We start from the raw sequence: 26,195 nt of genomic DNA on the forward strand, positions 1-26,195 counted from the left end.
AATCCTGTTTTCATTCTTTTTAAAACGTGAGGCATGCAATTTACAATGCTACTTTCATATTTATCTATGTATAAGATATGTATTTCTACCTCTATAAATTGAGTAATATCAAGGTTTTATAGGGGGAAATAAATGTAAAAAATGTATGGATAAACTTACTAGTGTTTCTATTGCTTATATTTGCGTACATGAATGTACCTTTTGTCCAGACTGTACAAAGAATATGAATTACATATGCCCAAACTGTGGGGGAGAGCTTGTAAAAAGACCAAGAAAAGGTTTAGTAACAAATAGCTGTTCCCTATAAGCAAATTGTAGTAAAAAATTTTGTGAATGATTACATATAAGAACAATAAATTTGAATCAACATTAAGAAATTATATTGCACACGTATTTTTAGTTCATATAACACACTATAAGTAGTAAAAGCTCTTAAAATAGATTTATTTTAAAGGCTTTTTTTAAGTATCCACACATTTTTAATAAGAGGGATTCAGAAATTATCAATATTATTTTTTAAGACCAGCTGCAAATAGGGGACCATTATAGGTCATCGTTGACAGGATACGCGCCATTTCTTGCGGAGATTCTTTTCCGCCATGTTGGAGCCATTGCTGAATGACTCCTAAATGTGCTGAAACAATATAGGAAGTTAAATACTCTCCTGGAACGAGTAAAGCTCCTTGTTTAATGAAGGAATTTTGTTCACTATCTTCAAAAAGTGTCTTTCTCATAAATTCTTTTATTTTTATTTGAAAAGATAGATCTCCTTTTGGTCCTAATACAGCTTTCATAAAGTCTGCATTTTGACTGAGATATTCAAATAGGGAAATCGCAAGAGAAAAGGCCGTTTCGCTATCTAATACACCTTTTGAAAGAATGGTCTTTGCAATATTGGACATCTGATACATGATTTCCTGCTGACATTTATCCATGAGATCGTATTTATCTTGATAATGTAAATAAAACGTTCCTCGATTAATCTCGGCTTTTACCGTGATATCTTTCACCGTTATGGCTTCAAATCCCTTTTCTTCTATCAGTTCGGTTAAGGCATTTCGAATAGATGTCTTCGTACGTATTACTCGCAAATCCGTATTGAGCTCCTTCAATGGAATTCCTCCTAAATTTTTTATTCAACAGATATAGATCATGTGTTCAATATGCATCATATCTATGATTTCTGTTTATTGAATATCTGTATAGCTATACTTATAATCCAAAGTATAATTAAATCAACACGATGTTCATTATAATTTAAATTAGGAAGAAGGTATATTCATTTGTTAAAAAATAAGCTCCTTTTTATATCCCCTTTAGTGGTGCTTTTAGTTATTGCTTTATTTGGATTAACTCTGATCCCTTCTGTTCAACAGAAACCAAAAAATCTACCAATTGCTTTAGTTAATGAGGATATCGGTGTTGTGATTCCCCAACAAGGAAAAGTAAATATGGGGAATACTGTCACGAACATGCTGAAAAAGAATATAACTTCTACAGATGGTGAAGACCCTCCCGTTAAGTGGATTAATGTTAAGAGTAAGGAAGACGTATTAAAAGGATTAGATAATCAAGAATACTATGGTGCTCTTATTATTCCTAAAGATTTTAGTCAAAAACAATCATCCTTAATGACTTCAAAACCAGACAAACCTGAAATCAATATCTTTATCAACCAAGGAATGAATCCTATTGCAGCTAATTTAACAGGTCAGATGTTAAATACAATGGGAGATAATCTAGAGAATGGAATACAAACACAAGTTTTACAACGGTTAGCAAAGCAAAATGTTTCTTTGAAAGCCAATCAACTAACTGTACTGACAGACCCTGTACAAGTTAATGTGAAAAATGTGAATGAGGTGGGAACAGCAAGTATGAATGGGAGCGCTCCTGTCGCTTTGTTTCAGCCTTTATGGATGTCAAGCATCGCTGGAGCAGTCGTGCTTTTCTTTGTTGCTAATAAGCTTGCTTTTGTGAATAGAAAGCAAAAGCTATATGCCGTGCTTACTCAAGTTCTTGCTGGAACTGTTTTAAGTCTAGTAGCCGGTTTTGGTTTAACATGGATTGCAGACCTATTAGGCATTTACATTTCAAACTTTATGGATATCTCTTTATTCTTAATCATTACTTATTTTGCATTCTTCTTGCTCATTACAGCCGTTCTATCTTGGCTTGAAATGAAAGGAATTCCACTCTTTGTTCTTATTCTTTTCTTTGGAGCTCCATTACTTTCAATGGCACCAGAGATGATGTCTACTTTCTATCGAGATTACATTTATTCATGGTTACCTATGCGATTTATGGTAGAAGGACTACGGGAGTTATTCTTCTTCCATCGGGGCTTTAGCTTTAGCGGTCCGGCGTCTGTCTTATTATGGATTGCTTTAGGAAGTTTTCTTATCATCATATTATCTGTTTTGAAAGTACAAAGTTCAGCTTCAGACAAGGGTTCCTATGGAGAGGTAGAAGCAAGGTCTACTAAAGGGTAAAGGAAATAAGAAAAAGTTATTGTTCCAAGTGTGTAACTAAAAAACACCAAATAGAGTAATAATTTTGTAATACAGCAAGGTATAATACCTAAGCAGAACCTATAAACTTCTTATACACTATGCGAGATTTGTTATTTAAATATTTTAAGGAGGAGAAAGCGATGCAACCTCAAGTATTAATTGTTGGAGCTGGCCCAACAGGATTGGCGTTAGCTCTTGGACTTGAGAAACAAGGAGTTCCCTTTAGAATTATTGATAAAAACAAAGGACCTGGAGAAGCATCTAGAGCGATGGCTGTTCATGCTAGAACATTAGAATTTTATCGTCAATTTGGTTTTGCAGATGAAATAGTTCAATTAGGAATCCCCGTCCAACAAGTGCAAATTTATAAAGACAATAAACAAAGAGCGAAGATGAATTTTGGTCACATTGGAAAAGGACTGAGTCCTTTTCCATTCGTATTGAGTTTTCCACAAGATGAACATGAACGGATTCTAATAAATCAACTGAAAGCAAAAGGGGTTTGTATAGAGTGGGATACAAAGCTAATCTCATTTCATCAGGAGGAAGACCGAGTTCATGTCATCACTACCAAGCAAGGAATCGAGGAAAAGAATCATTATGCTTATTTATGCGGGTGTGATGGAGCTCATAGTTCAGTTCGAAAAGGACTTGGCTTCGATTTTGCAGGTGGAACATACAAGCAGGTTTTTTACGTGGCTGATGTTCTAAGTGAAACACCTATTGATGGTTTACAGTTGAAACTCTTCAAAGATGGTTTTGGTCTGATTTTTCCTATTCGGACCTCAAATTCTTTGCGCTTGATTAGTCTTGTTCCTCAGGCATTATTAGATAAAAAGTCAGAGATTAATTTTACTGAAATCGTTCCTTATATAGAAGCAAACTTAGGAGTGCATACGAATAAGGTGAACTGGTTCTCTACCTATAAAGTCCACCATCGAGTAAGTGAACACTTTCGAAAAGGACGTGTATTTATTGCAGGAGATGCTGGACACGTACATAGCCCAGTAGGTGGACAGGGAATGAATACCGGGATTGGAGATGCTATAAATCTTTCGTGGAAACTTGCTGCCGTTCTTAAAGAGAAAGCAAAAGAAGAGATTCTAGATTCCTATGAGGATGAGCGAATGGATTTTGCTAAGAATTTAGTTGCCACAACAGATAGAATGTTTTCTGGAATCGTCGGAAAGGGCTTTTCCGCGAAAATGCTTCGTGAAGTATTGATTCCTTATGTAGTTCCAAAAGTGACAGGCGTCTCTTCAATTAGGAGAAAGCTATTTAAATCCGTATCTCAAATCCGTATTCATTATCGTAATAGTATGCTCAGTACAGGAATGACTGGTGCTATTCATGGGGGAGATCGTTTGCCATGGATATACGGGCAAGGTATAGACAATTTTAAACCACTCCAAACCTTTGATTGGCAGTTCCATGTGTATGGGGAGGTAAAGGGCGATCTTCGTGAACTTGCTAAAACTGCTACGATTCCCCTTCATGAATTTCCATGGAAAGAATCCATGAGGGAAGCTGGAATTAATCCAGGATCTATGTTCCTCATTAGACCTGATGGTTATGTAGCATTGGCTGATTCTGGACAGGATATTAAAAAGGTGAAAGCATATCTTGATGGATTAAAGGTAGTCCAAAGTTAATTTAATCGTCCCTTCAAAGTACAATCAGTAATCTGTAATTTACGTTTAAATAATCTCATTCTGAAAGAGAAAAAGGGAAACATACTTTTATATTTTCTCCTATATCTTGTATTGATAGCTGGTTAACATAAAATATGTTCGACGAAGAAAAAGAACGCAAATCCTATGAAACTATAGGAATGTGTATAATATTAACGCTTTCCCCCTATGTAAAAATCCTTTGCTATTAAAAAGCAAAGGATTCTTTTTTATAAAGATAATTCGAGATGAATAACATAAAACATATTATAACGATGGGGTATCCTATCTAGATAACATTGATGTTTAACACTGAATCGTTCCCCTTCATAGGAACTTCCTATCGTAAACTTGTATAAACGAAATAGTTTTCATCTTGTCTTCGATGTAAAGTTCAGTCACTTTGGGTATGCCATTCGAGTAATGGCAGGTTTCAATCATCCGAAGCAGGACTGGCTTCCATTTCATCGAAGTCTATATAACCGGGTTTAACGTATATACGGAGTGTCCTTAGCTACGTTTTTCCTCAAGAGACGATAATAGAACTTAGTGAGAGATCACTATATTGTCAAAAGGTGAATGAAAAGAGAGGATTATCTTATTGGATGATTTTTCGTGAAATTAGTAAATAAGATAAAATATAAAAAGATTTAAGGGAGGTTTACCAATGCAATACGAAGCTAAAACCCCAAAAGAATATTTTGAACTACTAGACGATGACTGGAGAAAAGAGAAGCTATTAATTGTAAGAGAATTTATTTTAGAAAATGCGCCAGAACTTGAGGAGGGCATTCAATATAAAATGCTTTGTTATGGGAGTGAAACCTTCAATTTATTTCACTTGAATGCTCAAAAATCTTATGTGAGTCTATACGTGGGCAACATTGGAAAAATAGAAGATGCCAATAAGTTTCTAACCGGATTGGATTATGGAAAAGGGTGCATACGCATAAAAAAATCAGTTGATTTACATAATAGTGGACTTGAAGATTTTGTGAAAAAGATTATATTTACTTGGAGAGCGGGCAATGATACTTCTTGCTAGAACTACTTTGAATTTCAAAGAGGATTAGTAGTATTTTTTATCACAAATTCATATTTATAAATAGCGTTTTTCAAAAAGATATCAAATAAAAGGAAGGGAGGCTCCCTTACTACAATTCCATCTCATATATCAAGATTTACATCCTAGGGCGTAGAAAATACATTAAAAGAAGAGGAACGTACTAGCTACCGCCATTGGACGTGCACTTCACAATTAGAAAAACTAGCAGTTAGAAAAAATCCTGTACTTTGAAGAAACAGGATTTTTTCTGACTAAGATTTTAGTAAAAGGTGATATCTTTTATCAGAATATAAATTCATTATGCTTGTTGGCATTCCTATATCACATACTAGAAAGATTTTTATACTGATTTTCTTTCTTCATCTTTTAATATTTGAACAATTTCTTTCGCTTTTGCTAGATCAATCCCTTCGATCAGACTATGATCTTTTCGTACAGCTGTACCAAAATGATAATGTCCCGTTTTTACTGTTGAATGAACAGAAAGAATATTGCTTGTATTTAACCCACCTCCAACTAAAATTGAAACATGCTTACATACTGTTTTCATTTTCTGAATGGTTTGCAAGCGACTGGAAAATTCATCATTTCCACCAGAAGTTAAAATAGTTGTTATTTCTTTGTATTGGGATAATGTTTTAGCTGCTTGAACAGGGCTAGTTGTACAATCAATTGCCCGATGAAATGTAACCTCTATATCATTACATTCCATCAATAACTCTTCAAGCATGTGTTGGTTGACTTCATGTTTCTCATTTAACACTCCTAGTACAACACCATTTGCACCTAATGAACGGATTATCTTTATATCATTTTTCATGATTGAAAAGTCGTCATGAGAGTAACAAAATGATTGGCTATGTGGCCTTACCATTACATTGACGGGAATGCTTACACGGTTAACTACGGCTTCAATTAAGGAGTGACTTGGTGTTAAGCCTCCCTCTGTTAAAGCGGATACTAACTCAATCCGATCTGCCCCCGATTGTTCAATTAATAGAGCATCTTCTAATGTTGTCGCAATAAATTCTATGAACATAGTATCAATCTTCCTTTTATGCTGATTTCTTCTTTTCTTTATCCTTTTGATGATAAAAGACTTTAATAAAAGGATATCATATTAATTTTCCTTCGATTGAGAAAGCAACATTTAAATTTTTAAATGATATTCTCTTATATATCCTTAAAAATATAACGAATGATTTTCTGCCTTAAGTGAGTTGTTAGAATGCAAAATATCACATAATGTAATGATGCCTTCATGTTTTTATTATTCATAACTTATTTTTATTGCAAACGCAATAAAAATAAGTTAAATTTAATATATGTTATTTTGTTGTATTTGCAATAAAAAATATACTAAGGAGTGAATTATGAAGGAGATTCTTCGTGAAATTGGAATGATAGCAAGGGCTTTAGATTCTATAAGTAATATAGAATTTAAAGAATATGACCTTACAAAAGGACAGTATTTGTACCTTGTGCGAATATGTGAAAACCCAGGAATCATTCAAGAAAAGTTAGTTGAGATGATAAAAGTAGATCGAACAACAGCCTCTCGTGCTATCAAAAAACTTGAAATGAATGGCTTTATTGAAAAGAAAGAAGATAAACATAACAAAAAAATTAAAAAACTCTTTCCAACAGAGAAAGGGAAAAAGGTATATCCATTTATAAAAAGAGAAAATGATTATTCCAATATCGTTGCCTTAAAGGGATTGTCCGAAAGAGAAGTAGAAACCATTTTTCATCTTCTTCAAAGAGTAAGAAAAAATATAGAAAAAGACTGGGAGTTTGTAAAAAAAGGCAACAAGAGAAATTATTGATAACATAAAGGAGCGACTGATTATAATGACAATAAATATAAAAAAATGTACCTTTGAAGATTTACGAAAACTTCAAGAAATTAGTTATGAAACATTTAATGAAACTTTTAAGCATCAGAATTCACCTGAAAATATGGAAGCCTATTTGGAAAAGGCTTTTAACTTAGAACAAGTAGAGAAAGAATTATCTAATACGTCTTCACACTTCTTTTTTGTTTATGTTGATAACGAAATTGCAGGCTATTTAAAGGTCAATACCGATGATGCTCAGTCTGAAGAGATGGGGGATGAATCCCTTGAAATTGAAAGGATTTATATAAAGAACAACTTTCAAAAACAGGGGCTTGGTAAATATCTATTCAATAAAGCAATAGATATGGCAATAGAACATAATAAAAAGAAAATCTGGCTAGGCGTATGGGAGAAAAACGAAAATGCTTTCATCTTTTATAAGAAAATGGGATTCGTTCAAACTGGAGCCCACTCTTTTTATATGGGGGATGAAGAACAAGTAGACTTTATAATGGTTAAAACACACGGATAATTTCTTTTGAGAGGAGAGGTGGCTGATTATGTATATTCCAAAATATTTTAAGGTTACAAATGTTGATGAGATATGGGGATTTGTTCAAGAAAACTCCTTTGGCACGTTGGTCACAACAAAACAGGGGAAACCCATTGCCACTCATTTGCCCTTGCAGTTAGTGAAAGAAGGAGATACTTACTATATAACAGGTCATGTCGCTTATGGGAACCCTCAATGGAGAACATTTGAAGCCTGTGAAAATGTCTTGGTGATGTTCCAAGGACCACATGCTTATATCTCTTCTTCTTGGTACAAGCAGGAAAATGTGCCAACATGGAACTATCAAGCTGTACATGTATATGGGACAGCTTGCATTTTGAACGAAGAAGAGTTAAAACAGGACCTGACAAAGTTGTTGCAAAAATACGAAAAACATCGTAAGAATCCGGTTTTATGGGATAAGCTTTCTCCTAAAGTTTTAGAAAAAGAGCTAAAAGGGATTGTGGGATTTAAGATTAAAGTACAAGAAATTCAAGCTGCCAACAAACTAAGTCAAAATCGTAATGAAGAGGACTATCAGAACATTGTTAATAACCTCTATGAAGAAAAGGATTTAAATTCTCAACAAATGGCACAATTGATGGAGCGGAAGTTAAAAGAGGACAAATAAGTATGATAAAAAGTCTGACCGGCTTAAAAAGATTGATTCATTTTCTAAAGTAAGATTATTATTTATAGAGGGAACAGTAAAAACCGCTCAGTCTATTTTTTTATTAATAGAGTATATTCTATTAAAATAGTTGTTGTACTTTTAAAAAAAGTGGAATAAAGTGAAAAACCTTTCCTCTTCAGCCGTAAGAATTACATTACTGAAAAGGAAAGGTTTTGTGGCGTATATTTACTTTTAAAAATGTAATTTAAAACCGTAAATAATTGAAACAAGCAGTGCAGTTATTACGATTCCAGGAAGAAGATTAGCCACTTTGATGTTGGTAATCCCTACTAAATTTGAACCGATGGCAATAATCATAATTCCACCGGTAGCGGTCATTTCAGTAATAAAACTATTCATTAAAGCATGAGGAATAAAACGCTCAATTTGAGTTGCAAAAATAGCAATTGAACCTTCATATAAAATAACTGGAATTGCAGAAAATAAGACCCCAATCCCTAGAGTTGTAGTCAATATTAAGGCTACAAATGTATCTATAATCGTTTTTGTATATAACACATCATGATTACCTCTAATTCCACTATCTAAAGCACCAATGATACCCATTGCTCCAACGACGAATACTAGCGTTCCCGTTATAAATCCTTGAGATATACTGCCTTCTTTGCTTGAACCAATTTTTTTCTCTAACCAACCTCCTATGTTAGTTAGTTTATCTTCTAAGGTAAATAACTCCCCAATTACTGCCCCTATAGCAAGACTTAAAATCACGATAAGGAAATTTTCACTTTTAAATCCCATTTGTACTCCCATAACGATAATGGCTAAACCCATTACATTCATGACAGTGTGTTTCATGCTATCTGGTATACGACGAAGTAGACTCCCTAATAAAGTACCGATACTTACGCCTATTCCATTTACTAAAGCCCCTATTAAAATCATCTTCTTTCACCTGTCCGTTTCTATACAGTTGTATTTTCTCAAATTATAGAGGTAAACTACATATAAATAAAATCAAAGTTTTCAATATTTAGCATGAATAAAATTTATGGATAGGAATGATAAAAATGAGTCTTGCCAAATATGAAGTTTTTGACACTGTTGTTGAGCTGGGTAATCTAACTAAAGCTGCGGAAGCTTTAAATTTAACTCAGTCCGCTGTTAGTTATTCTATCGCAAATCTTGAAGCTGAACTTGGCTTTCCGTTACTTATTAGAAGTCGGTCTGGTATCACTTTAACAAGCAATGGGCAGAGAATCTTAAAATATATACGAACGATTCTCCATTGGGATGAAAAAATGAAGCAAGAAGCCGCCTGTATCAATGGACTTGAAGTTGGTTCAGTTCGGATAGGAGCATTTACAAGTGTTTGTATTCAATGGCTTCCTAGATGGATAAAGCATTTTAAACAAGAGCATCCCTTTATAGAAATTAAGATTTTACAAGGAGGCTATCAAGATATTGAACAATGGATTGCTAATGGAGTTGTAGATTTTGGTTTTGTTAGCTTACCTACGTTAGAAGGTTTTGAAACGATACCTCTAAAAAAAGATAGGTTAGTTTGTATCCTTCCATACAATCACCCTCTTGGTAATCAAGATAAAATCCGTATTGAACAATTAGAGAATGAATCCATTATCATACAAAAGTCTGGTTATGATCACGATATAAAACGCGTATTTAAAGAGACCGGTGTTACTCTTAAAAACGCATTCGAAATGGCTGATGATCAAGCTATTATAGCCATGGTAGAAAATGAACTAGGTGTGAGCGTCATTCCTGAATTAGTTCTGCAAGGTCTCCCGCATAACGTTACCATTCTTAGTATAGAGCCAGCACAACATCGATTTATCAGCATTGCGGCGTCATCCCTAAAAGAAATCTCTCCTGCTGCCAAAAAGTTTATTGAATATATAAAAACGTTGTTAAAGTCACACTAAGTATATCTAAGAGTAGGGGCTTTAACTTAAAGGTAGTGAGATGGAATTATTCATCTGAAAAGCATGTATACGATATACAGAGATAGTTTACATGAAATAGGTTAGAAGAAGTAAACGGTGCGTAAACACTTTGAGTATCAAAAAAACTGTACCTTCTGTTTTTCATTCATTAGGTATTTTTAATTTTTTCCTGATAATTTAGAAAAACAATTGGAAGAATGGTAATAGATGAACTTTCAAAATAAATTCTTAATGATTAACATTAGGTTTTAATATTCTTACAGCCTATAAAAATGTTAAAATATATGTGTTAACCCAGTTAGTGTAATAGATTTGCACTTGCTAATAAAAGCATCATGCTTAAACTTATGGAGGGGATTAATAAAATGAAAAAAGTGTTAGCAGCTTTACTTACAGCAGTACTTGTATGTTTACCCGTTGGAAACTTGGCTTTCCAAGATCATTCCACAACAGTAGAAGCAAAATCTTACAGGTCAGGAAAGAAGAGTTTTAACAATGATAACAACAGTACGAATAACAATTTAAATTTCCAAAAGAAAAAAGAAGACTCTACTACAACAAATAAATCGACAAACGCTAAAAATAACAAAGGCGGTTTTATGTCGGGCGGTCTAATGAAAGGCCTCATGATAGGTGGACTTGCTGGATTATTATTTGGTAGCCTATTTGCAAATATGGGTATATTAGGATCTATCTTAGGCTTACTCATTAATGTTCTAGCAATTGTTGTTTTAATTGCTGTTATTCGCAAAGTTTTTGTGTTTTTCAGAGATAAAAAGAAAAAGAAGGATACTAATCCATGGGGAGCTTAAGCATTTCTGAGCAAGATATTATTAATGCCCTTTGTGTTTATATCTCTCAAAAAAAGCAAATAAAGCCTCAAGAAGTCGAAGTAGAGCTCATGTATGATGATCGCTACGGATTTTCCGCGGAAGCTTTCGTAGACGGGCGAAAGCAAGTCTTAATTACTGCAAACTTAATTGAAGCTATTCGATTATGGCTTAACGAATATTCGAACAGAGATCCTTACGCTGACATCAAGCTAGTGCTAGATGATGAAGAAGGTATTATTGCACTAATCAATTGATAAATGGAAGATGATTAGAACAAAAGGTTTTGCTGCAGTAAGAAACAGGGGAACAATTTATATTTTTATTTAAATTTAAGGGTAGATAAACGATGTATACTATATACGTAAGAGGTATACATAGTAAGATGGAACATATGCAGGAAAGTAAAACGAGCCCAAACTTGTTCAGTGACAACAAGTTTGGGCTTTTTCTTTTCTGTTAATGCAAGTTACTATAAACGAGCTAATAATAGGGCTTATTATTAACAATGAGATTTTACAATACAACTGGTCAAAAAATTGAAATGAGCTCTTTTGTATATGAATGGCGTTCCTCATTAAATAATTGTTCATTGTCGAATTGATCAACAAGTTTGCCATCTTTCATGACCATAACCCGTTGACTCATTTCTTTGACAGCAGCAAGATCATGAGAAATAAACAAGTATGAAAGATTTAACGCTTTCCGAAGGTTTGTTAATAAAGTAAGTATTGCTCCTTGAGAGATAACGTCAAGACTTGCTGTGGGCTCATCTAAAACAATAAATTCAGGTTCAATACTAATAGCACGAGCAATTGTTATACGTTGTCGCTGACCTCCACTTAGCTCGTGAGGATATCGATCTGCCAAGCTAGATGGTAACTCAACGACTTCAAGAAGCTGCTTTATAAAGGTATCCTTTGAAGTATAGGAAAAATGTATAAGATTAAGGTCATTCTTAAATTGAGCATAAGGATCAATAAGTGAATCTTTTATTTTAAGTTTTGGATTTAAAGAGGCTGAGGGATTTTGCAACACAATTTGAATCTTTCTTCGATAAGGATATAACTGTCGATCATTCAATTGCTCAATTGCCTTATCCTTAAAATAAATTGATCCGCTATCAATCGGTTCAATTCGGAGCAGGCAGCGGGCTAATGTGCTCTTACCACAGCCACTTTCACCGACAAGACCTAGACATTCTCCCTTGTTCAGTTTAAATGAGATGTTATCAAGAATGGTTTTCTTAGCCTGATATGATTTTTTTAATTCGTGTACAGTAAGTAAATTCATTTGTTTTCAACCTCCGGTAAACCGGAAGGGAGCCCACGTCCAAGGGTAGGAGCTGCTTGAATTAAGTGCTTGGTATATTCATGCCTTGGATGATCAAGTATACGATGTTTATTACCTGATTCAACAATTTTCCCTTCCTTCATTACTGCTAAGCGAGTTGCATATCTCTTAACATGTCGCCAATCATGTGTAATAAATAATATGGTACATCCTTTTTCTTTTTGCCGTTTGGCAAGTAATTCTAAAATTCGGTGTCCAGAAACACTATCAAGCGCAGTTGTTATTTCATCGGCAATTAATAAATCTGGAGATAGTAAAAGTGCCAATGCAATTGAAACACGTTGAAGTTGTCCACCACTTAATTGAAAGGGATATCGGTTGTATAGTGTTTCGTCTAGCCCAACAGCTTCAAGTTCTTTCTTTGCATTTAACTCACGGTTTTTTGGATCATGAATCCCATGAGTTTTCTGGTATTCTTCAAAATGTTGAGAAATGGTACGAAATGGTGTAAAAGAACCTTGATAATCTTGAAAAATATAAGAAATTTTTTGACCACGTATTGTTCGCATTTGCTTTGGTGAGAAATCAAGTAAGTTCTCTCCTTTAAAAGAAATCTTTCCTTCTATCTGTAAATTAGAATGAAGAAGTTGTCCAATTGATTGCGATAATAGACTTTTTCCACTTCCACTTTGCCCAACAAGCGCATACCATTCTCCTTTGCGAATCGAAAGGGACACGTTATCAACAATCTTCTTTTCCCTACTGGTAATAGATACTCTCTCAATTGATAAAATCATTTGCGTATCTCCTTTTTCACATCAAAATGATCACGTAAATAGTCTCCCAGCATGTTAGTCAGTAATACTACAACTACAATGGCTAAACCAGGGTATAACATTAATTCAGGTTTTGACTCAAAGTAGGGGCGTGAGTCGTTTAGCATTGCTCCCCATTCAGGAGTTGGCGGTTGTGCCCCTAGCCCTATATAGGATAGAGAGGAAATGAGAAGAATGATTTTACCTAAATCAAGACTTGCCAAAACAAGAACGTTTCCTACAATATGGGGAAATAAATGCTTCTGCATAATTTTAATTGAAGAGAGCCCGTTGATTTTTGCAACCAAAACATAATCTTTTTGGGATTCTGATAACACTGTGCTACGGACTAGACGAGCATAACTTACCCATTTAACCAGTACAATAGCAAGGACAAGGTTACCTATTCCAGGTCCAAGCAAACCACTTAAGACAATAGCAACAATTGTATCAGGGAAGGCTAAAAATCCATCGGCAATTCTCATAAATATCCGATCAACTAGCCCACGTTTATATCCTGAAATAAGACCAAAGGGGATTCCAATAAGGAGAGCAACAATGAGTGCTAGAGAACTATACCCAATTGTCTGAATCCCGCCTAACAATAGTCTAGTCAAAACATCTCTACCAAGATGGTCTGTACCAAGTGGGTGCTGGAAGCTCACTGCTTGGAGACGTTCATCAAGATTTGTTAATGTAGGATCATGCTTTAAAAAGTAAAAAGTATAAATAGAGACTAAAATTACAAAGAAAATGGATAGCAATCCAATTACCCCTTGCCAGACAGGCTTTTTTTCATTAAACAAATGCACAGAAAGACCCTTCATCTATTACTCTCCGTTTCTTTTAATTTCATTTCTGGGTTCAAATATCGATAAGACAAATCAACACATGTATTTACAATAAAAACCACAGCAGACATGATTAAAATATATCCTTGTATGAGTGGATAATCTCGTTGGCGTATTGCATCAACTACAAGTTTTCCGATACCCGGATATGCAAATAGAACTTCAATCACCACTACACCACCGATTAAGCTTCCTAAACTCACCCCAAATACAGTAATAACTGGAGGGAGACTATGTCGAAAGGCATGGACTAAAAAGATTCGTTTATCCGACAGACCACGAGCTCTTGCTGAACGAATAAATTCTTGACCAAGAGAATCAAGTAAGCTTGACCGAAGCAAGCGGACATATACACTAGAAATAGCTAAACCAAGTGTAAGCGATGGTAAGATTAATGAGGGTAGTCCGTCTCTCCCCATTGTTGGAAGCCAACTAAAACGTACACTAATTAAATCGATAAAAATAAGACCTAACCAAAAACTAGGAATAGCAGCTCCAATAATCGATAGTATTCTACTAGCCTGATCAATCCAGCTATCCCGATACAGGGCTGATAAGGAACCTAATGGAATGGATACTGCCAACATAACGATCATTGACCCAATTGTTAATTCAACTGTAGCGGGAAGACCAGTTAAAATCATCTCTATTACAGGTTGACCAGTAACATATGATTGACCGAAATCAAGTTGAACAAAATTAAGAAGCCAATATCCGTATTGAACGAGTAAAGGCTTGTTGAATCCCATTTCTTCTCTCCACATTTCCACCTGTTCTTGACTAACAGACAGTTCATCAACATTTAGAATAGTCAACACAGGATCTCCAGGTGCAAGCCTAATAAATAAAAAGCTTACAAAGGTAATAAACAACATAAAAATAAAAACTTCAAGAAACTTTCGAACAATAATTTGAACCATCTATCTACTTCACATCCAGTTTATTTGTAATCATGTAATATTCACTACGGGTAGTTACCCAATACTTAACTTTATCTTGATTGTAGGCAACGATTGTTGAAGGATGTAAAACAAACGAATTGATTACACGCTCATTTATATAATTAGCTGCCTGCTCTGAAAGTGTAGCTCGTTCTTGTTGACTGACTGTTTGATTGAGTCTATCAATGATAGCTGTCAATTTCGGATCACTTGCACCACTAAAGTTTAGAGCACCAGTGGGGTGATAAGTGGCATTTAAATAATAACCTGCATCTCCACGAGGAGCTGTCAAATTACTATAAGTAGCCAAATCCCAATCACGGTGTGATGCCATATATTCCTCTGGAATGTCGATTTGTTTTATCTCAACATCAATCCCAATTTTTTTTGCATCTGATTGAAAAACTTGAGCAATTAATGGTAAATCGGCTCTTGCTGAATAAGTTAGTAAGGTAAATTTAAGTGGTTCTCCATTCTTTTGCATTTTTCCGTCTTTAAGCTTATAACCGGCTTTCTTTAAATGTTTTATAGCTACGTCTGCACCTTTTTCCACTTGACTATTTTCATACTTTGGAGCGAAGGGAAGGAAAGGGAGAAACGGACCTTGAGCAACTTCAGCATGACCAAGCAGAATAGTATCCACAATTTTTTGTCGGTCAATTAACGCATCTACAGCTCGTCGTACATTGACATCCTGTAAACTTTTACGTTGCATGTTCATTGTCATCTGATGTACACGAAAAGTTGCTGTGGACTCAACTTTAATACCATCTCTTGCTTTTAGTGTTTCAAGAGTTTCTACTTCGGGACGATAAACAATGTCTACCTGCCCAGACTTTAAGGCAAGTGAACGAGCATTTGCATCTTCATTAAATGAGAAGGTTACAGAGTCGAGCTTTGAAGCTCCATCCCAATAATCATTGTAACGTTTTAGTTCCAGTTTGCTTCCAGGGATGAAACTCTCTAATGTAAAAGGCCCTGTACCTATAGGTTTGTTAACAATATCACCTTCTGTTACATCAATAATTGAAACATTAGGGTTTACAAGTTCTGAGACAAACTCTGGAAATGGTTCAGTAGTTGTAATATGTAAGGAGTATTCATTTGCTTGAATATTATCAATTTTCAGTGCGTTTTTCACAGCAACACTCTCTTTAAGTGCACGGTCGAGAGAAGCTTTAACTGCTTTAGCATCCATTTTCTTACCATTTTGAAATTTAACATCTTCACGGAGTTTAATTGTCCAGTGTTGACCATCTTTACCTTCCCAGCTTTCAGCTAGCCATGGTTTAATGGTTAAATTTTTTTCATCTAATCGAACTAGTGTTTCTGTTATTCCTGCTCTTAATGGAACATAACTTGAATCTACATGTGGATCAAGAGAATTAGTAGAGAAATTATACAGAAAATGAACGTGTTTACCTTCTTCCTTATTTTTAGTTTCTGTTGCTGAGTTCTCACAAGCACTCAATAAACCCGCAAAAATTACTAAGAATCCTATTTTTAAAAAATTATTTCTAATGTACCTATGAAAAATATTATAAATCCTATAACAGTCTCTATTTCTAACCATTTAAATATACCCCTCCCAATACGTAATGATTACGATTTATATTCTATCGTAATCATTCCTATTTGGCAATATTAATAATTTTATAGGTTATATTTCTAACTTGTTATTTCGTTTAGGATTGAACATTTGCTCTTCAATAATTGAAATTAAATAGGGAGGAGGGGGAGAATTTTGAATGTGGAAGATTATAAAATTCACTTCAGGGATAAGGGCTACAAGAAGAGAATCCCGTTATATTCTTCTAAAGATGGCGAACCATTTTATAGGAGTAGGAGCTTTAATTTTAAAGGTAGTGAGATGGAGTTATTCCTCTGAAAAAGCATGTATAATATATAGCCAGTTTACATGATAGGTTAGGGAAAGTAAGGGAAGCCCAAACACGTTGATTGAAAACGCATTTGGGCTTTTTCTTTTCATCTTTACGGACTAATTTCAGTTTATTCATATTCTCTATCTTGTCTACTCTTTATAGTATGGTAAATTTAGAGGAATGAATAAAAGTAATTTGAGGTGTTTATGATGAAAGAACTTTTTACGATTGGAGAGATATCAAAACTATTCCATATGAAAATCTCCACTCTCAGATATTATGACGAAATTGGTCTTTTACGTCCCCAGTTTACAGATGATAAGACTCATTACCGTTATTATTCAACCCAGCAATTTGAAAGACTAGATTCAATTAAATACCTAAGGGCACTAGGTGTACCAATAAGCGAGCTTTTAGAGTTTTTTAACTACCGGGACATTGATAATCTGGTTATGATGTTAAAGAATCAACAAGCTGAAATAGCTCAGAAAAAAATGGAGTTAGAAACAATTGAAAGGAAAATTTCTCAGCGTCTACTGCAGATTAACCATGCTATTAATACACCACTTGATACCATTGCTGAGGTGAAACTACCTCAGCGGCATGTAGCTTATCTTCAGCATGACTATAGTCCAAGTGAAGATATTGAATTTCCTATCTCAGAGTTACGTACTAATTTCAATCTTAAAACAAATATTTTTATAGGGAAAATAGGCCTTTCCATTTCAATATCTGACTTGTATGCGGGGGCTTTTAATAAGTATTCAAGTGTTTTTATGACAGTAGAAGAGGACGATGAAGTGGCATCTCCTACCACTATTTTTCCTTCTAGAGAATATCTTCAAATCTGCTTTAAAGGCACCCATATAGATGCGCCTCCTTATTATAAGAAGTTGATGGAATATATGAGAGATCATCAATACAAACTAATTGATGATTCAATGGAGATAACCTTGATTGATTATGGAGTGACGAATGACTTAAATAAATATGTCACCGAAATATTAGTGCCCTATAGTCGTTTGTGACATAAAGTTAAAAATCTCACTTGACCCTCCAGCTACTGGAGGGTTTAATGTTTTATTACGTTCTAAGTTATTTTATAGACAGAAGGGAGAACATACAATGTTTGGAACAATTTTCAATACACTTACAATCATAGTAGGGAGTGTTATAGGTAGTATCTTTAAAAAGGGAATCAAACATGAGTATCATAATATTTTAATGCAAGCTATGGGATTGGTAGCTACTGTGTTGGGGATTGATGCTGTTGTACATCATTTACCTTCGAGTAAGTATCCTGTACTTTTCATTGTAAGTTTAGCGTTAGGAGGGTTAATTGGTCAAAAACTTAATTTAGAAGTAAGATTTAACAACTTGGTTAATAAATTTTCTAAAAGTAACTTAGCTGAAGGTTTGTCGACGGCCATTTTATTATTCTGTATAGGCTCTTTGTCTATTTTAGGACCGATAGAAGCCGCTCTAAAAGAAGACTATACCTATTTACTTGCTAATGGAATATTAGATGGAATCACTTCCATTGTTTTAGCTTCAACCTTTGGTATAGGAATAGCTATTGCTGGGGGTGTATTATTTATATGGCAAGGCTCAATTTATCTCATTACAATCTTGCTAGAAGGTGCTATTAATCATAGCCTATTAAATGAATTGAGTATTGTAGGTGGAATACTAATTTTAGCATCAGGGTTAAATATCTTAGAAATTAAAAAGTTCAAAACATTAAACCTTATTCCTGCTTTACTTGTTTCACCTCTTCTATTTTTAATTATTGAATTATTTCAATTCTGATACTGATGAAGCTGAAAAGAAGGCAGAATAAAACCTAATTAATTTCATTTTAAAAAAGAGAAGATTTAAGAACCAACTATATATAGCTTTAGTTTACATAACCTTTATATTAAGGAAGTAATACAAGCGCAAATTCGTTCAGTAACAACGAGATTGCGCTTTTTTCTTTTATAAGTAAATGAATTTTAGTTTTGTGAAGATCTTCTAAATTAACTTTAACTTATATTTTAAGCAACACTAATTTCTAGAAGTATATCTAGTATAAGACCCTTTAAAAATGTACAACACATCCAGTATACATTTGTATACGGATAATCCGGGCTGGTAAAGATGTAAACGAAAGGAATGGTGTCAATGGATAAGAAGCAGATAGTAGATACGCTTAATAAACTAGTGGAAGGTCAGTACATGGGGATACATGCTTACGAAAATTTTATAGAAAATCTCGATTCCTCTTCTTCCCTTCTTTCTCACTTTATTGAAATTCGTAAAGATCTAGAACAACATGCAGAATTGCTTTCAAAACGTGTTCAAGTACTAGACGAAACACCTAAAAGTAGTGAAGGAATTATAGGGAAAATAGAGCTTTTTATAAGCCAACTATTTGATTCTTCTACTAGTGAACAAGATATTCTAAAACATGCTATTAAGGGCCAAAATTTATATGGAATCAAAATGACTGAAGAATTAGTTTCAAATAAACTTGATGAGGAAAGTTTATGTCTCGTTCATGAAATATTACAAAAACAACGAGAGCATGTTGACTATTTAAAATATGAATTACATTCTAGAACTTCTTCTCAGTGATTTCATTACATTACTGTGTTTGAACTGCTAAGGAGCTTTTATGATAAGCTCCTCGTTTTTTAAGGTTGATAACCTAGCATAGCTAACAACAGTGCTATCCGGAGATAAACAATATTTCTGGGAATAATAAATACTGAGAGAATTTAAAATTTTCTTCATTTTACTTTTGCTGTATTTTATATATTTGTAACAAAAATATAAAATATAATAGGTTAAATAATCTGAAAAATCTTAATAGTGTTTTACTTTCTGTAATGTCTTATGTTATATTTATTTACATATTTTGTATATATTAAGGAGGTTTATGAAATGAGATTAACAGAAGTAGAGAAAGAAAAATTGTTAATTGTTGTTGCCGGTCAGCTAGCCCAAGACAGGAAAGAGCGGGGGGTTTTATTAAATTATCCGGAAGCAACAGCCTATTTAACTTGCTATGTCATCGAAAGAGCCCGTGAAGGAAAAAGTGTTGAAGAGATTATGGAACTTGGTCGTCATGTGCTTAGTGTAGAAGATTTAATGGAGGGGGTTCCTGAAATGTTAGAGAGCATACAAGTTGAAGCAACATTTCCAGATGGTGTAAAGCTTGTCACAATTCATCAGCCAATACAAAAGGAGGTAAATGCATGAAACCGGGAGCATTTCAAATAGCAGAAGGTACAATTGAAATTAATAAAGGCAAGCCTCAATGTGAACTCATCGTGAAAAATATAGGATCACGCTCCATTCAAGTTGGTTCGCATTTTCATTTTGCAGAAGTGAATCGAGCTCTTTCATTTAATAGAGAAAAAGCGATTGGTATGCGCCTTGATATCCCATCTGGTACGGCAGTTCGAATAGAACCTGGTGAGGAGAAGCAAGTAACGTTAGTGGCATTAGGTGGTCGAAAAACTGTATACGGATTAAATGGTATAACGGAAGGATTTATCGACAAACGACGTAAAGAAAAAATAATAGAAAAACTAGAAAAGTATAGTGGTAGCACAAAGGAGGTTTTATCATGAGGATGTCTAAGAGACAATATGCAGATCTCTTTGGTCCTACAGTAGGGGATAAGATCCGACTAGCAGATACGGATTTATGGGTTGAAATCGAAAAAGACTGCACAGTGTACGGAGAAGAGGTCATCTTTGGCGGAGGAAAAACGATTCGTGATGGGATGGGACAGAATGGACGATTAACAGCTAAGGAAGGAGCCCTTGATTTAGTGATCACAAATGTAATTGTGATTGATCATACAGGTATTATAAAAGCTGACGTTGGAGTGAAAAACGGGAGAATTGTAGGGGTAGGGAAAAGCGGAAACCCAGATATTATGGATAACGTTGACGCTAACCTAGTCATTGGAGCTGGTACTGAAGTCATCTCAGGAGAGGGAAAAATCTTAACAGCTGGTGGGGTTGACACTCATATTCATTTTATTTGTCCCCAACAAATGGATGTTGCACTTTCTTCAGGTATTACAACAATGATTGGCGGTGGAACTGGACCAACTACAGGAAGTAAAGCCACAACGTGTACTTCAGGTCCTTGGTATATGGAAAGAATGCTTGAAGCTGCTGAAGAGTTCCCTGTAAATGTAGGGTTCTTAGGAAAAGGAAATGCTTCTCATAAAGCCCCTTTAATCGAACAAATTGAAGCTGGGGCAGTTGGTCTTAAGCTTCATGAAGATTGGGGATCAACACCTCGCGCAATTGAAACATGCATGGATGTCGTCGAGCAATTGGACATTCAAGTCGCAATACATACAGATACACTAAATGAAGCGGGGTTTTTAGAAGATACACTCGAAGCCATTGGAGACCGTGTCATTCATACGTACCATATTGAAGGTGCAGGTGGAGGACATGCTCCAGACATTATGAAACTAGCTTCTTACTCCAACATTTTACCTTCTTCAACAACACCAACAATGCCCTACACATCAAATACAATGGAAGAACATTTAGACATGATGATGGTATGCCATCATTTAGATGCAAACGTGCCGGAAGATGTTGCTTTTAGTCGCTCAAGAATTCGCGCAGCTACGATTGCAGCAGAGGATGTGCTTCATGATATAGGAGCCATTAGTATGATGTCTTCGGATTCACAAGCAATGGGACGAGTTGGTGAGGTGATTATTCGCACATGGCAAACAGCTGATAAAATGAAAAAACAGCGCGGCGCTCTTCCAGGTGAACGGGGGAATGATAATGAACGTGCAAAACGTTACGTTGCCAAATATACGATTAATCCAGCTATTACACATGGCATAAGTCATGAAGTTGGTTCAATTGAAAATGGGAAGCTTGCAGACCTTGTTTTATGGGATCCGGTGTTTTTTGGTGTAAAACCAGACCTTGTTTTAAAAGGTGGAATGATTGCACGTGCTCAAATGGGAGATCCTAACGCTTCTATCCCCACTCCAGAACCTGTCTTTATGAGAAGAATGTATGCGTCATACGGTAAAGCTAACTCTTCTACAGCCATTACCTTTATGTCGCAGGCAAGCATTGACCGTGGTGTGCATGAAAAGTTAGGATTATCCAAAATCATCTCACCCGTACGCAACATCCGAAACTTAAGTAAGCTTGATATGAAGCTTAATGATGCTTTACCTCAAATTGAAGTAAATCCAAAAACATACCAAGTATTTGCCGATGGAAAAGAAATTTCGTGCGAGCCTGTTGATCACGTTCCGTTAGCACAGCGTTATTTCTTATTCTAAACGCCCTCCAAGATAAACAAAGAAGCATAAGTTTACGCTTATGCTTCTTTGGATTTTAAATCCCGAATCCAATTCAGGGAAGTTAATAAGGCCCATACTCTTGTCAATCAAAGGGAATACGCCGTATGTTTTTTCTTATTTATGCCGATTGTTATATATGAGAATATAACTAATAACAAGAACATATTTGTATAGAGCATGAATAGGGGATAAGCTTCTGGAAATTTATTTATGCTTTTACAAATACGGTTTTAATAGAAGTGAAAAACTCAATCGCAGCTTCTCCTTGCTCACGAGAGTGGGAGCTAGATTGTTTCATTCCCCCGAATGGAGCTTGCAGTTCAACTCCAGCAGATTCAGCATTAATACGCACGAGACCAGCATCCATCTCATTAATAAAAGAAAGCATGCGTCCAATACTTTTAGTGAAAATAGAAGCACTTAGTCCAAATTTCACGTCGTTTGCAATTTGTAATGCTTCTTCTAAAGTCTCAACTTTGATAAGGGCAAGCACTGGACCGAAAATTTCCTCTTGGGCAATGGTCATTCCATTACTAACATTTTCAAAGACAGTAGGTTCCATAAAGAATCCATTGACTAATGCTTCTTCCTCTATACGTTTACCGCCATAAATTAATGTTGCGCCTTCTTCTATGCCTTTTTTTACGTAAGAAAGTACTGTATTAAGCTGGCTTTCGCTCGCACATGGCCCCATCCATACGTCTTCTTTTAACCCATTCCCAATTTTTATTTCCTTTATCTTTTCAATAAGTTTATTTTTGAACGGCTCGTAAACTTCACTTTGTACGATTACACGACTTGTAGCTGTGCATTTCTGTCCCGTAGAACGAAGGCCTCCACTAATAGTTGCTTCCACTGCCTGTTCTAAATCAGCGTCATTAGCTACAATTACAGGATTCTTCCCACCCATTTCTAACTGATATTTAGCACCACGCTTTAGAGCACCTAGTCCAATTGACTTCCCAACTGCATCAGATCCTGTGAATGTAATTCCATTAATATCCGGGTGGTTAGTAATCGCTTGACCAATGACAGACCCAGGGCCTGTTACCATATTAATAGTACCACTTGGAAGTCCAGCCTCATCAAAACATTCTATTACTTTGGCTGCGGTTACTGCAGCTTCTTGAGCGGGTTTAAGAATAACAGTATTTCCATAAATGAGCGCCGGTGCTATTTTCCAGATAGGGATTGCTACTGGAAAATTCCAAGGTGTGATAACACCTACAACTCCAAGGGGAGCGCGAGTAGTGAACATCAGTGCCTCGGAATCTGATGAAGGAATCACGTCACCTGTTTTTCTCATTCCTTCGCCTGCATAATAACGAAGGATAGCGACACCTCTAGCCGTTTCTCCTTTTGCTTCCAGAAATGTTTTTCCCATTTCACGAGTCATTGTTTCCGCAATTTCATCAATACGTTGCTCGAGTGCGTTTGCGACCCTATACAAATACTCCCCACGGGCAGCACCAGATAGCTTTCCCCAGAGAACTTGTGCTTCTTTCGCAGCAAGGACAGCATAATCTAAATCTTCTTTTTCAGATTGTTGTACATAACCGATGATTTCATAACGGTTGGCTGGATTGATACTAGTCTCAACTTTTTGAATAGAAGCCGTTACCCATTTACCATTGATATAGTTTAAATACGTTTTTCCGTCTGTTTTTACGCTCATCTTATATACCCCCATATTTCATGAAATAGTTTACTTCATCTCAAAATATTGAATAGCAAAGTCGTTATTATAGTTAATTTTATTGAAAATTTAGAAAAATAAAATCAGAGCAGTGTTTTTCTGTATGGGTATTGTTCTATCTAATTTACTCAAACCAAAATGTTATTTGGTAACTTTACACGGTTTTTCAAAACACCAATATTAGAAATCTCAATTTCAATCTGATCGCCATCTAATAAGGTAAAGTCATTTGACGGGATAATACACGTCCCAGTCAATAATACAGTACCGTCAAAAATTTCATTGTCGCGAATAAGGAAAGAGATTAATTCATCAAAATTTCTTTTTAACTGGTTTGTATTCGCTTTTCCTTCTACTATAAGCTCGTCATTGCGGTAGATTCGACATGTGATGTCAAAATTGTAGGGATCTTCTACAGACTCTGCAAGAAGAATTGCTGGGCCAATGGAACAAGAGTTTTTCCACATTTTTGCTTGTGGTAGGTAAAGCGGGTTCTCTCCTTCAATATCACGGCAACTCATATCATTTCCAATCGTATATCCAAGAATTTCACCATCTCGATTAATAACAAGGCCTAACTCTGGTTCAGGAATTTGCCAATTGGAATCACTACGGATATAAACTTCCTGTCCTGGACCAACTGTACGAGCAGCGGTAGACTTAAAGAAAATTTCCGGACGTTCAGCTTCATATATTTTGTCATAGAAAGTAGTTGCATCAAGTTTTCCATCTGTTGCTTCATAGTTACGTGCATCGCGACTACGTTCATATGTAACACCGGACGCCCATACTTCTTCAGCTACAATTGGAACAAGTAACGACAAATTTTCTACAGAGTATTGAATAGGCTTTGACTTGGAGATGGTAAATTCCACTAAAGAAAGGGGAGAAACATTTTGTGCGTTTGCCTGTTGGATTAATTCAATCAATCCTTCTTGAGGAAGAGGGTATACTTTTCCCTCATTTGTAACAGCTGCTAGAGTTGCTTTTGAATGCTCATTTAAATATCGAATAATACGCATAAAAATAGCCTCCTATTGTTTTATAATATAAAACTATGTTTTTATATATGGACAAAAGAGAAGGGAACCGCATTTATGAAATTGGTATCCCATTTCCCATTTGTTCTGATAATTGGAAAGCTGTTTGTTTCAGTTGCTTACTAAAAATCTCTAACTGAGCGTCATCCACACGAGCTATAAGCGTAGAAAGGCTAATAGCCGCAATAACTTTATTTTCATGATTTCGAATAGGTGCTGCAATACAGCGCACACCTGGCTCATTTTCCTGGTTATCAACTGCATATCCTTGAGATTGAACTTGTTGAAGCTCATGCAAAAATTCAGCCTCATTTGTAATGGTAAATTCAGTTTGCTTAAAATAGTCATATTCATTTAGAATTTGTTTTATTTCTTCCTGGTTTTTAAAAGCTATTAAAGCTTTACCAACCGCGGAGCAGTGAAGGGGAATTCGTTTCCCGATTTTAGAATAAAGAATAACAGCCATAGGGCCTTCAACTTTATCAATATAAACTCCTTCTTTGCCATCGAGTATAACCAAGTGGGCAGTCTGTCCGGTTTTTACTGATAAATCCATTAAGTATTTTTTTGATAAACCTCTAACGTCTAAAGACTGAATAACATAGTTTCCTCTTTCAAAGAGCTTCATTCCTAATCCATACTTTCCATTGTCAGGGTTTTGACTGATATAGCCATGATTTAAAAGCGTTTTCAATAAAGAATGAACAGTGCTTTTATGAAGTTCTAACCTATTACTTATATCCGTTATTTTCAATTCTGGTGTATGCTCGTCGAACAAATCGAGAATACGAAGAGCACGATCTACTGATTGAATAACAGGCATGAGTTTCACCTACTTGTTTTAAATTATAGAACCTGTTTTTATTATTACAAACTATTCTTACAATTCAAATATAATACTAGTTTTTGAGAAAAGTCAAGCCACATAATTTAATGTCTTTATATTATTACGGCAAAGAAAATTTATACAGAATGTATTTATAATTCCCATTCCTACAGGGGAGGGTTATTAGTTATATGGTTATCTTTACAAGATTCATAATTTCACTAGAAGGTAGTATTTCTTAGAATTGAACTTCTTGTTTTTTTATAATTAGATCTCTTTTTAGAACCCTAACGCAGATAGGAGTAAAATGTAGAGGTTTCTTATAAGGAACATGAAAGCGTAAGCTACAAATGTCTTTGTAAAATTAATTGACTTTTCAGAATAATTGTGATTATTATTAAATGGCAACGAGAAGTTCAATATAGATAAACGTTGTTT

27 protein-coding genes are annotated in these 26,195 nt (G+C 35.1%); 16 read left to right on the plus strand and 11 right to left on the minus strand.

The annotated features are described in order from the left end of the window. The first annotated feature begins 118 nt into the window (after positions 1–118). The gene (locus B9N79_RS09825) at positions 119–307 is read left to right on the plus strand and encodes a DUF1272 domain-containing protein (protein WP_272542041.1); all 189 of its coding nucleotides are present in this window, start codon (positions 119–121) and stop codon (positions 305–307) included. A gap of 202 nt (positions 308–509) precedes the next feature. Here the strand turns inward: B9N79_RS09825 and B9N79_RS09830 are convergent, their stop codons facing one another. Next, on the minus strand, positions 510–1,112 hold the full coding sequence (locus tag B9N79_RS09830) for a TetR/AcrR family transcriptional regulator (protein WP_040057671.1): 603 nt from the start codon (positions 1,110–1,112) through the stop codon (positions 510–512). Between the two features lie 171 nt (positions 1,113–1,283). On the opposite strand from B9N79_RS09830, the gene B9N79_RS09835 reads away from it, so the two are divergent. The 3 genes from B9N79_RS09835 to B9N79_RS09845 all read left to right on the plus strand — a co-directional run bounded on the left by B9N79_RS09835 (position 1,284) and on the right by B9N79_RS09845 (position 5,228). Then, positions 1,284–2,492 (plus strand): YhgE/Pip domain-containing protein, encoded by a 1,209-nt coding sequence (locus tag B9N79_RS09835; RefSeq protein ID WP_046217224.1) that lies wholly within the window; start codon positions 1,284–1,286, stop codon positions 2,490–2,492. Positions 2,493–2,653: 161 nt separating this feature from the next. Next, the gene (locus B9N79_RS09840) at positions 2,654–4,165 is read left to right on the plus strand and encodes an FAD-dependent monooxygenase (RefSeq protein ID WP_085118198.1); all 1,512 of its coding nucleotides are present in this window, start codon (positions 2,654–2,656) and stop codon (positions 4,163–4,165) included. 685 nt (positions 4,166–4,850) lie between these two features. After that, positions 4,851–5,228, plus strand: coding sequence for an iron chaperone (locus B9N79_RS09845; protein ID WP_046217226.1), 378 nt, complete (start codon positions 4,851–4,853; stop codon positions 5,226–5,228). 361 nt (positions 5,229–5,589) lie between these two features. On the opposite strand, the gene B9N79_RS09850 is transcribed toward B9N79_RS09845, so the two are convergent. Next, complete coding sequence (locus tag B9N79_RS09850; RefSeq protein WP_046217227.1) at positions 5,590–6,288, minus strand: copper homeostasis protein CutC; 699 nt, start codon at positions 6,286–6,288, stop codon at positions 5,590–5,592. A gap of 334 nt (positions 6,289–6,622) precedes the next feature. Between B9N79_RS09850 and B9N79_RS09855 the strand changes: the two genes are divergently transcribed. From B9N79_RS09855 to B9N79_RS09865, 3 genes are read left to right on the plus strand one after another with little or no spacing between them, the layout of a single operon-like run. Then, positions 6,623–7,075, plus strand: a complete 453-nt coding sequence (locus B9N79_RS09855) for a MarR family winged helix-turn-helix transcriptional regulator (RefSeq protein ID WP_040057667.1) — start codon at positions 6,623–6,625, stop codon at positions 7,073–7,075. Positions 7,076–7,100: 25 nt separating this feature from the next. Then, entirely contained in the window at positions 7,101–7,619 is a 519-nt protein-coding gene (paiA, locus tag B9N79_RS09860) for a spermidine/spermine N(1)-acetyltransferase (RefSeq protein ID WP_046217228.1), read from the plus strand. A gap of 28 nt (positions 7,620–7,647) precedes the next feature. After that, a complete protein-coding gene (locus tag B9N79_RS09865) occupies positions 7,648–8,271 on the plus strand; it encodes an FMN-binding negative transcriptional regulator (RefSeq protein ID WP_046217229.1) in 624 nt (207 codons plus the stop codon). Between the two features lie 234 nt (positions 8,272–8,505). Here the strand turns inward: B9N79_RS09865 and B9N79_RS09870 are convergent, their stop codons facing one another. Next, positions 8,506–9,219, minus strand: a complete 714-nt coding sequence (locus B9N79_RS09870; RefSeq protein WP_019394413.1) for a DUF554 domain-containing protein — start codon at positions 9,217–9,219, stop codon at positions 8,506–8,508. A gap of 125 nt (positions 9,220–9,344) precedes the next feature. Between B9N79_RS09870 and B9N79_RS09875 the strand changes: the two genes are divergently transcribed. From B9N79_RS09875 to B9N79_RS09885, 3 genes are all read left to right on the plus strand, one after another. Further along, positions 9,345–10,217 carry a LysR family transcriptional regulator gene (locus B9N79_RS09875; protein ID WP_085118201.1) on the plus strand — a complete coding sequence of 291 codons (873 nt, stop codon included), beginning with the start codon at positions 9,345–9,347 and terminating at the stop codon, positions 10,215–10,217. A gap of 386 nt (positions 10,218–10,603) precedes the next feature. Beyond that, on the plus strand, positions 10,604–11,050 hold the full coding sequence (locus tag B9N79_RS09880) for a hypothetical protein (RefSeq protein WP_019394411.1): 447 nt from the start codon (positions 10,604–10,606) through the stop codon (positions 11,048–11,050). Further along, positions 11,038–11,325 carry a YxcD family protein gene (locus B9N79_RS09885; protein WP_040057663.1) on the plus strand — a complete coding sequence of 96 codons (288 nt, stop codon included), beginning with the start codon at positions 11,038–11,040 and terminating at the stop codon, positions 11,323–11,325. Before B9N79_RS09880 ends, B9N79_RS09885 begins: the two co-directional genes overlap by 13 nt. Positions 11,326–11,599: 274 nt before the next feature. On the opposite strand, the gene B9N79_RS09890 is transcribed toward B9N79_RS09885, so the two are convergent. From B9N79_RS09890 to nikA, 5 genes are read right to left on the minus strand one after another with little or no spacing between them, the layout of a single operon-like run. Continuing rightward, complete coding sequence (locus B9N79_RS09890) at positions 11,600–12,361, minus strand: ABC transporter ATP-binding protein (RefSeq protein WP_040057662.1); 762 nt, start codon at positions 12,359–12,361, stop codon at positions 11,600–11,602. Continuing rightward, a complete protein-coding gene (locus B9N79_RS09895) occupies positions 12,358–13,158 on the minus strand; it encodes an ATP-binding cassette domain-containing protein (RefSeq protein ID WP_040057661.1) in 801 nt (266 codons plus the stop codon). The genes B9N79_RS09890 and B9N79_RS09895 overlap by 4 nt, the downstream gene beginning before the upstream one ends. Next, on the minus strand, positions 13,155–14,003 hold the full coding sequence (nikC, locus tag B9N79_RS09900) for a nickel transporter permease (protein WP_040057660.1): 849 nt from the start codon (positions 14,001–14,003) through the stop codon (positions 13,155–13,157). The genes B9N79_RS09895 and nikC overlap by 4 nt, the downstream gene beginning before the upstream one ends. Then, positions 14,000–14,947 (minus strand): nickel ABC transporter permease, encoded by a 948-nt coding sequence (nikB, locus tag B9N79_RS09905; protein ID WP_040057659.1) that lies wholly within the window; start codon positions 14,945–14,947, stop codon positions 14,000–14,002. Before nikB ends, nikC begins: the two co-directional genes overlap by 4 nt. Before the next feature lie 4 nt (positions 14,948–14,951). After that, positions 14,952–16,541 (minus strand): nickel ABC transporter substrate-binding protein, encoded by a 1,590-nt coding sequence (gene nikA / locus B9N79_RS09910; protein ID WP_082023594.1) that lies wholly within the window; start codon positions 16,539–16,541, stop codon positions 14,952–14,954. A gap of 519 nt (positions 16,542–17,060) precedes the next feature. Here nikA and B9N79_RS09915 point away from each other — a divergent pair. The 6 genes from B9N79_RS09915 (at position 17,061) to ureC (ending at position 22,174) form a co-directional block, all read left to right on the plus strand. Then, entirely contained in the window at positions 17,061–17,879 is an 819-nt protein-coding gene (locus B9N79_RS09915) for a MerR family transcriptional regulator (RefSeq protein WP_040057658.1), read from the plus strand. Between the two features lie 97 nt (positions 17,880–17,976). Further along, complete coding sequence (locus B9N79_RS09920; protein ID WP_019394402.1) at positions 17,977–18,660, plus strand: DUF554 domain-containing protein; 684 nt, start codon at positions 17,977–17,979, stop codon at positions 18,658–18,660. A gap of 354 nt (positions 18,661–19,014) precedes the next feature. After that, the gene (locus tag B9N79_RS09925) at positions 19,015–19,467 is read left to right on the plus strand and encodes a DUF2383 domain-containing protein (RefSeq protein ID WP_040057657.1); all 453 of its coding nucleotides are present in this window, start codon (positions 19,015–19,017) and stop codon (positions 19,465–19,467) included. 309 nt (positions 19,468–19,776) lie between these two features. Further along, entirely contained in the window at positions 19,777–20,094 is a 318-nt protein-coding gene (ureA, locus tag B9N79_RS09930; protein WP_040057656.1) for an urease subunit gamma, read from the plus strand. Next, positions 20,091–20,468 carry an urease subunit beta gene (ureB, locus tag B9N79_RS09935; protein WP_085118203.1) on the plus strand — a complete coding sequence of 126 codons (378 nt, stop codon included), beginning with the start codon at positions 20,091–20,093 and terminating at the stop codon, positions 20,466–20,468. Before ureA ends, ureB begins: the two co-directional genes overlap by 4 nt. Continuing rightward, complete coding sequence (gene ureC, locus B9N79_RS09940; protein WP_085118205.1) at positions 20,465–22,174, plus strand: urease subunit alpha; 1,710 nt, start codon at positions 20,465–20,467, stop codon at positions 22,172–22,174. Before ureB ends, ureC begins: the two co-directional genes overlap by 4 nt. A 229-nt stretch (positions 22,175–22,403) precedes the next feature. On the opposite strand, the gene gucD is transcribed toward ureC, so the two are convergent. The 3 genes from gucD to B9N79_RS09955 form a co-directional block, all read right to left on the minus strand. Beyond that, a complete protein-coding gene (gene gucD, locus B9N79_RS09945; protein WP_040057599.1) occupies positions 22,404–23,870 on the minus strand; it encodes an alpha-ketoglutaric semialdehyde dehydrogenase GucD in 1,467 nt (488 codons plus the stop codon). A 149-nt stretch (positions 23,871–24,019) separates the two neighbouring features. Further along, positions 24,020–24,913: a fumarylacetoacetate hydrolase family protein gene (locus tag B9N79_RS09950; protein WP_040057598.1), complete on the minus strand. Its 894-nt coding sequence runs from the start codon at positions 24,911–24,913 to the stop codon at positions 24,020–24,022. A gap of 73 nt (positions 24,914–24,986) precedes the next feature. Beyond that, positions 24,987–25,754 (minus strand): IclR family transcriptional regulator, encoded by a 768-nt coding sequence (locus B9N79_RS09955; RefSeq protein WP_019394394.1) that lies wholly within the window; start codon positions 25,752–25,754, stop codon positions 24,987–24,989. Positions 25,755–26,195: the final 441 nt, after the last annotated feature.

Origin of the sequence: Priestia filamentosa, from assembly GCF_900177535.1 — a bacterium.
GTDB classification, from domain to species: domain Bacteria; phylum Bacillota; class Bacilli; order Bacillales; family Bacillaceae_H; genus Bacillus_I; species Bacillus_I filamentosa.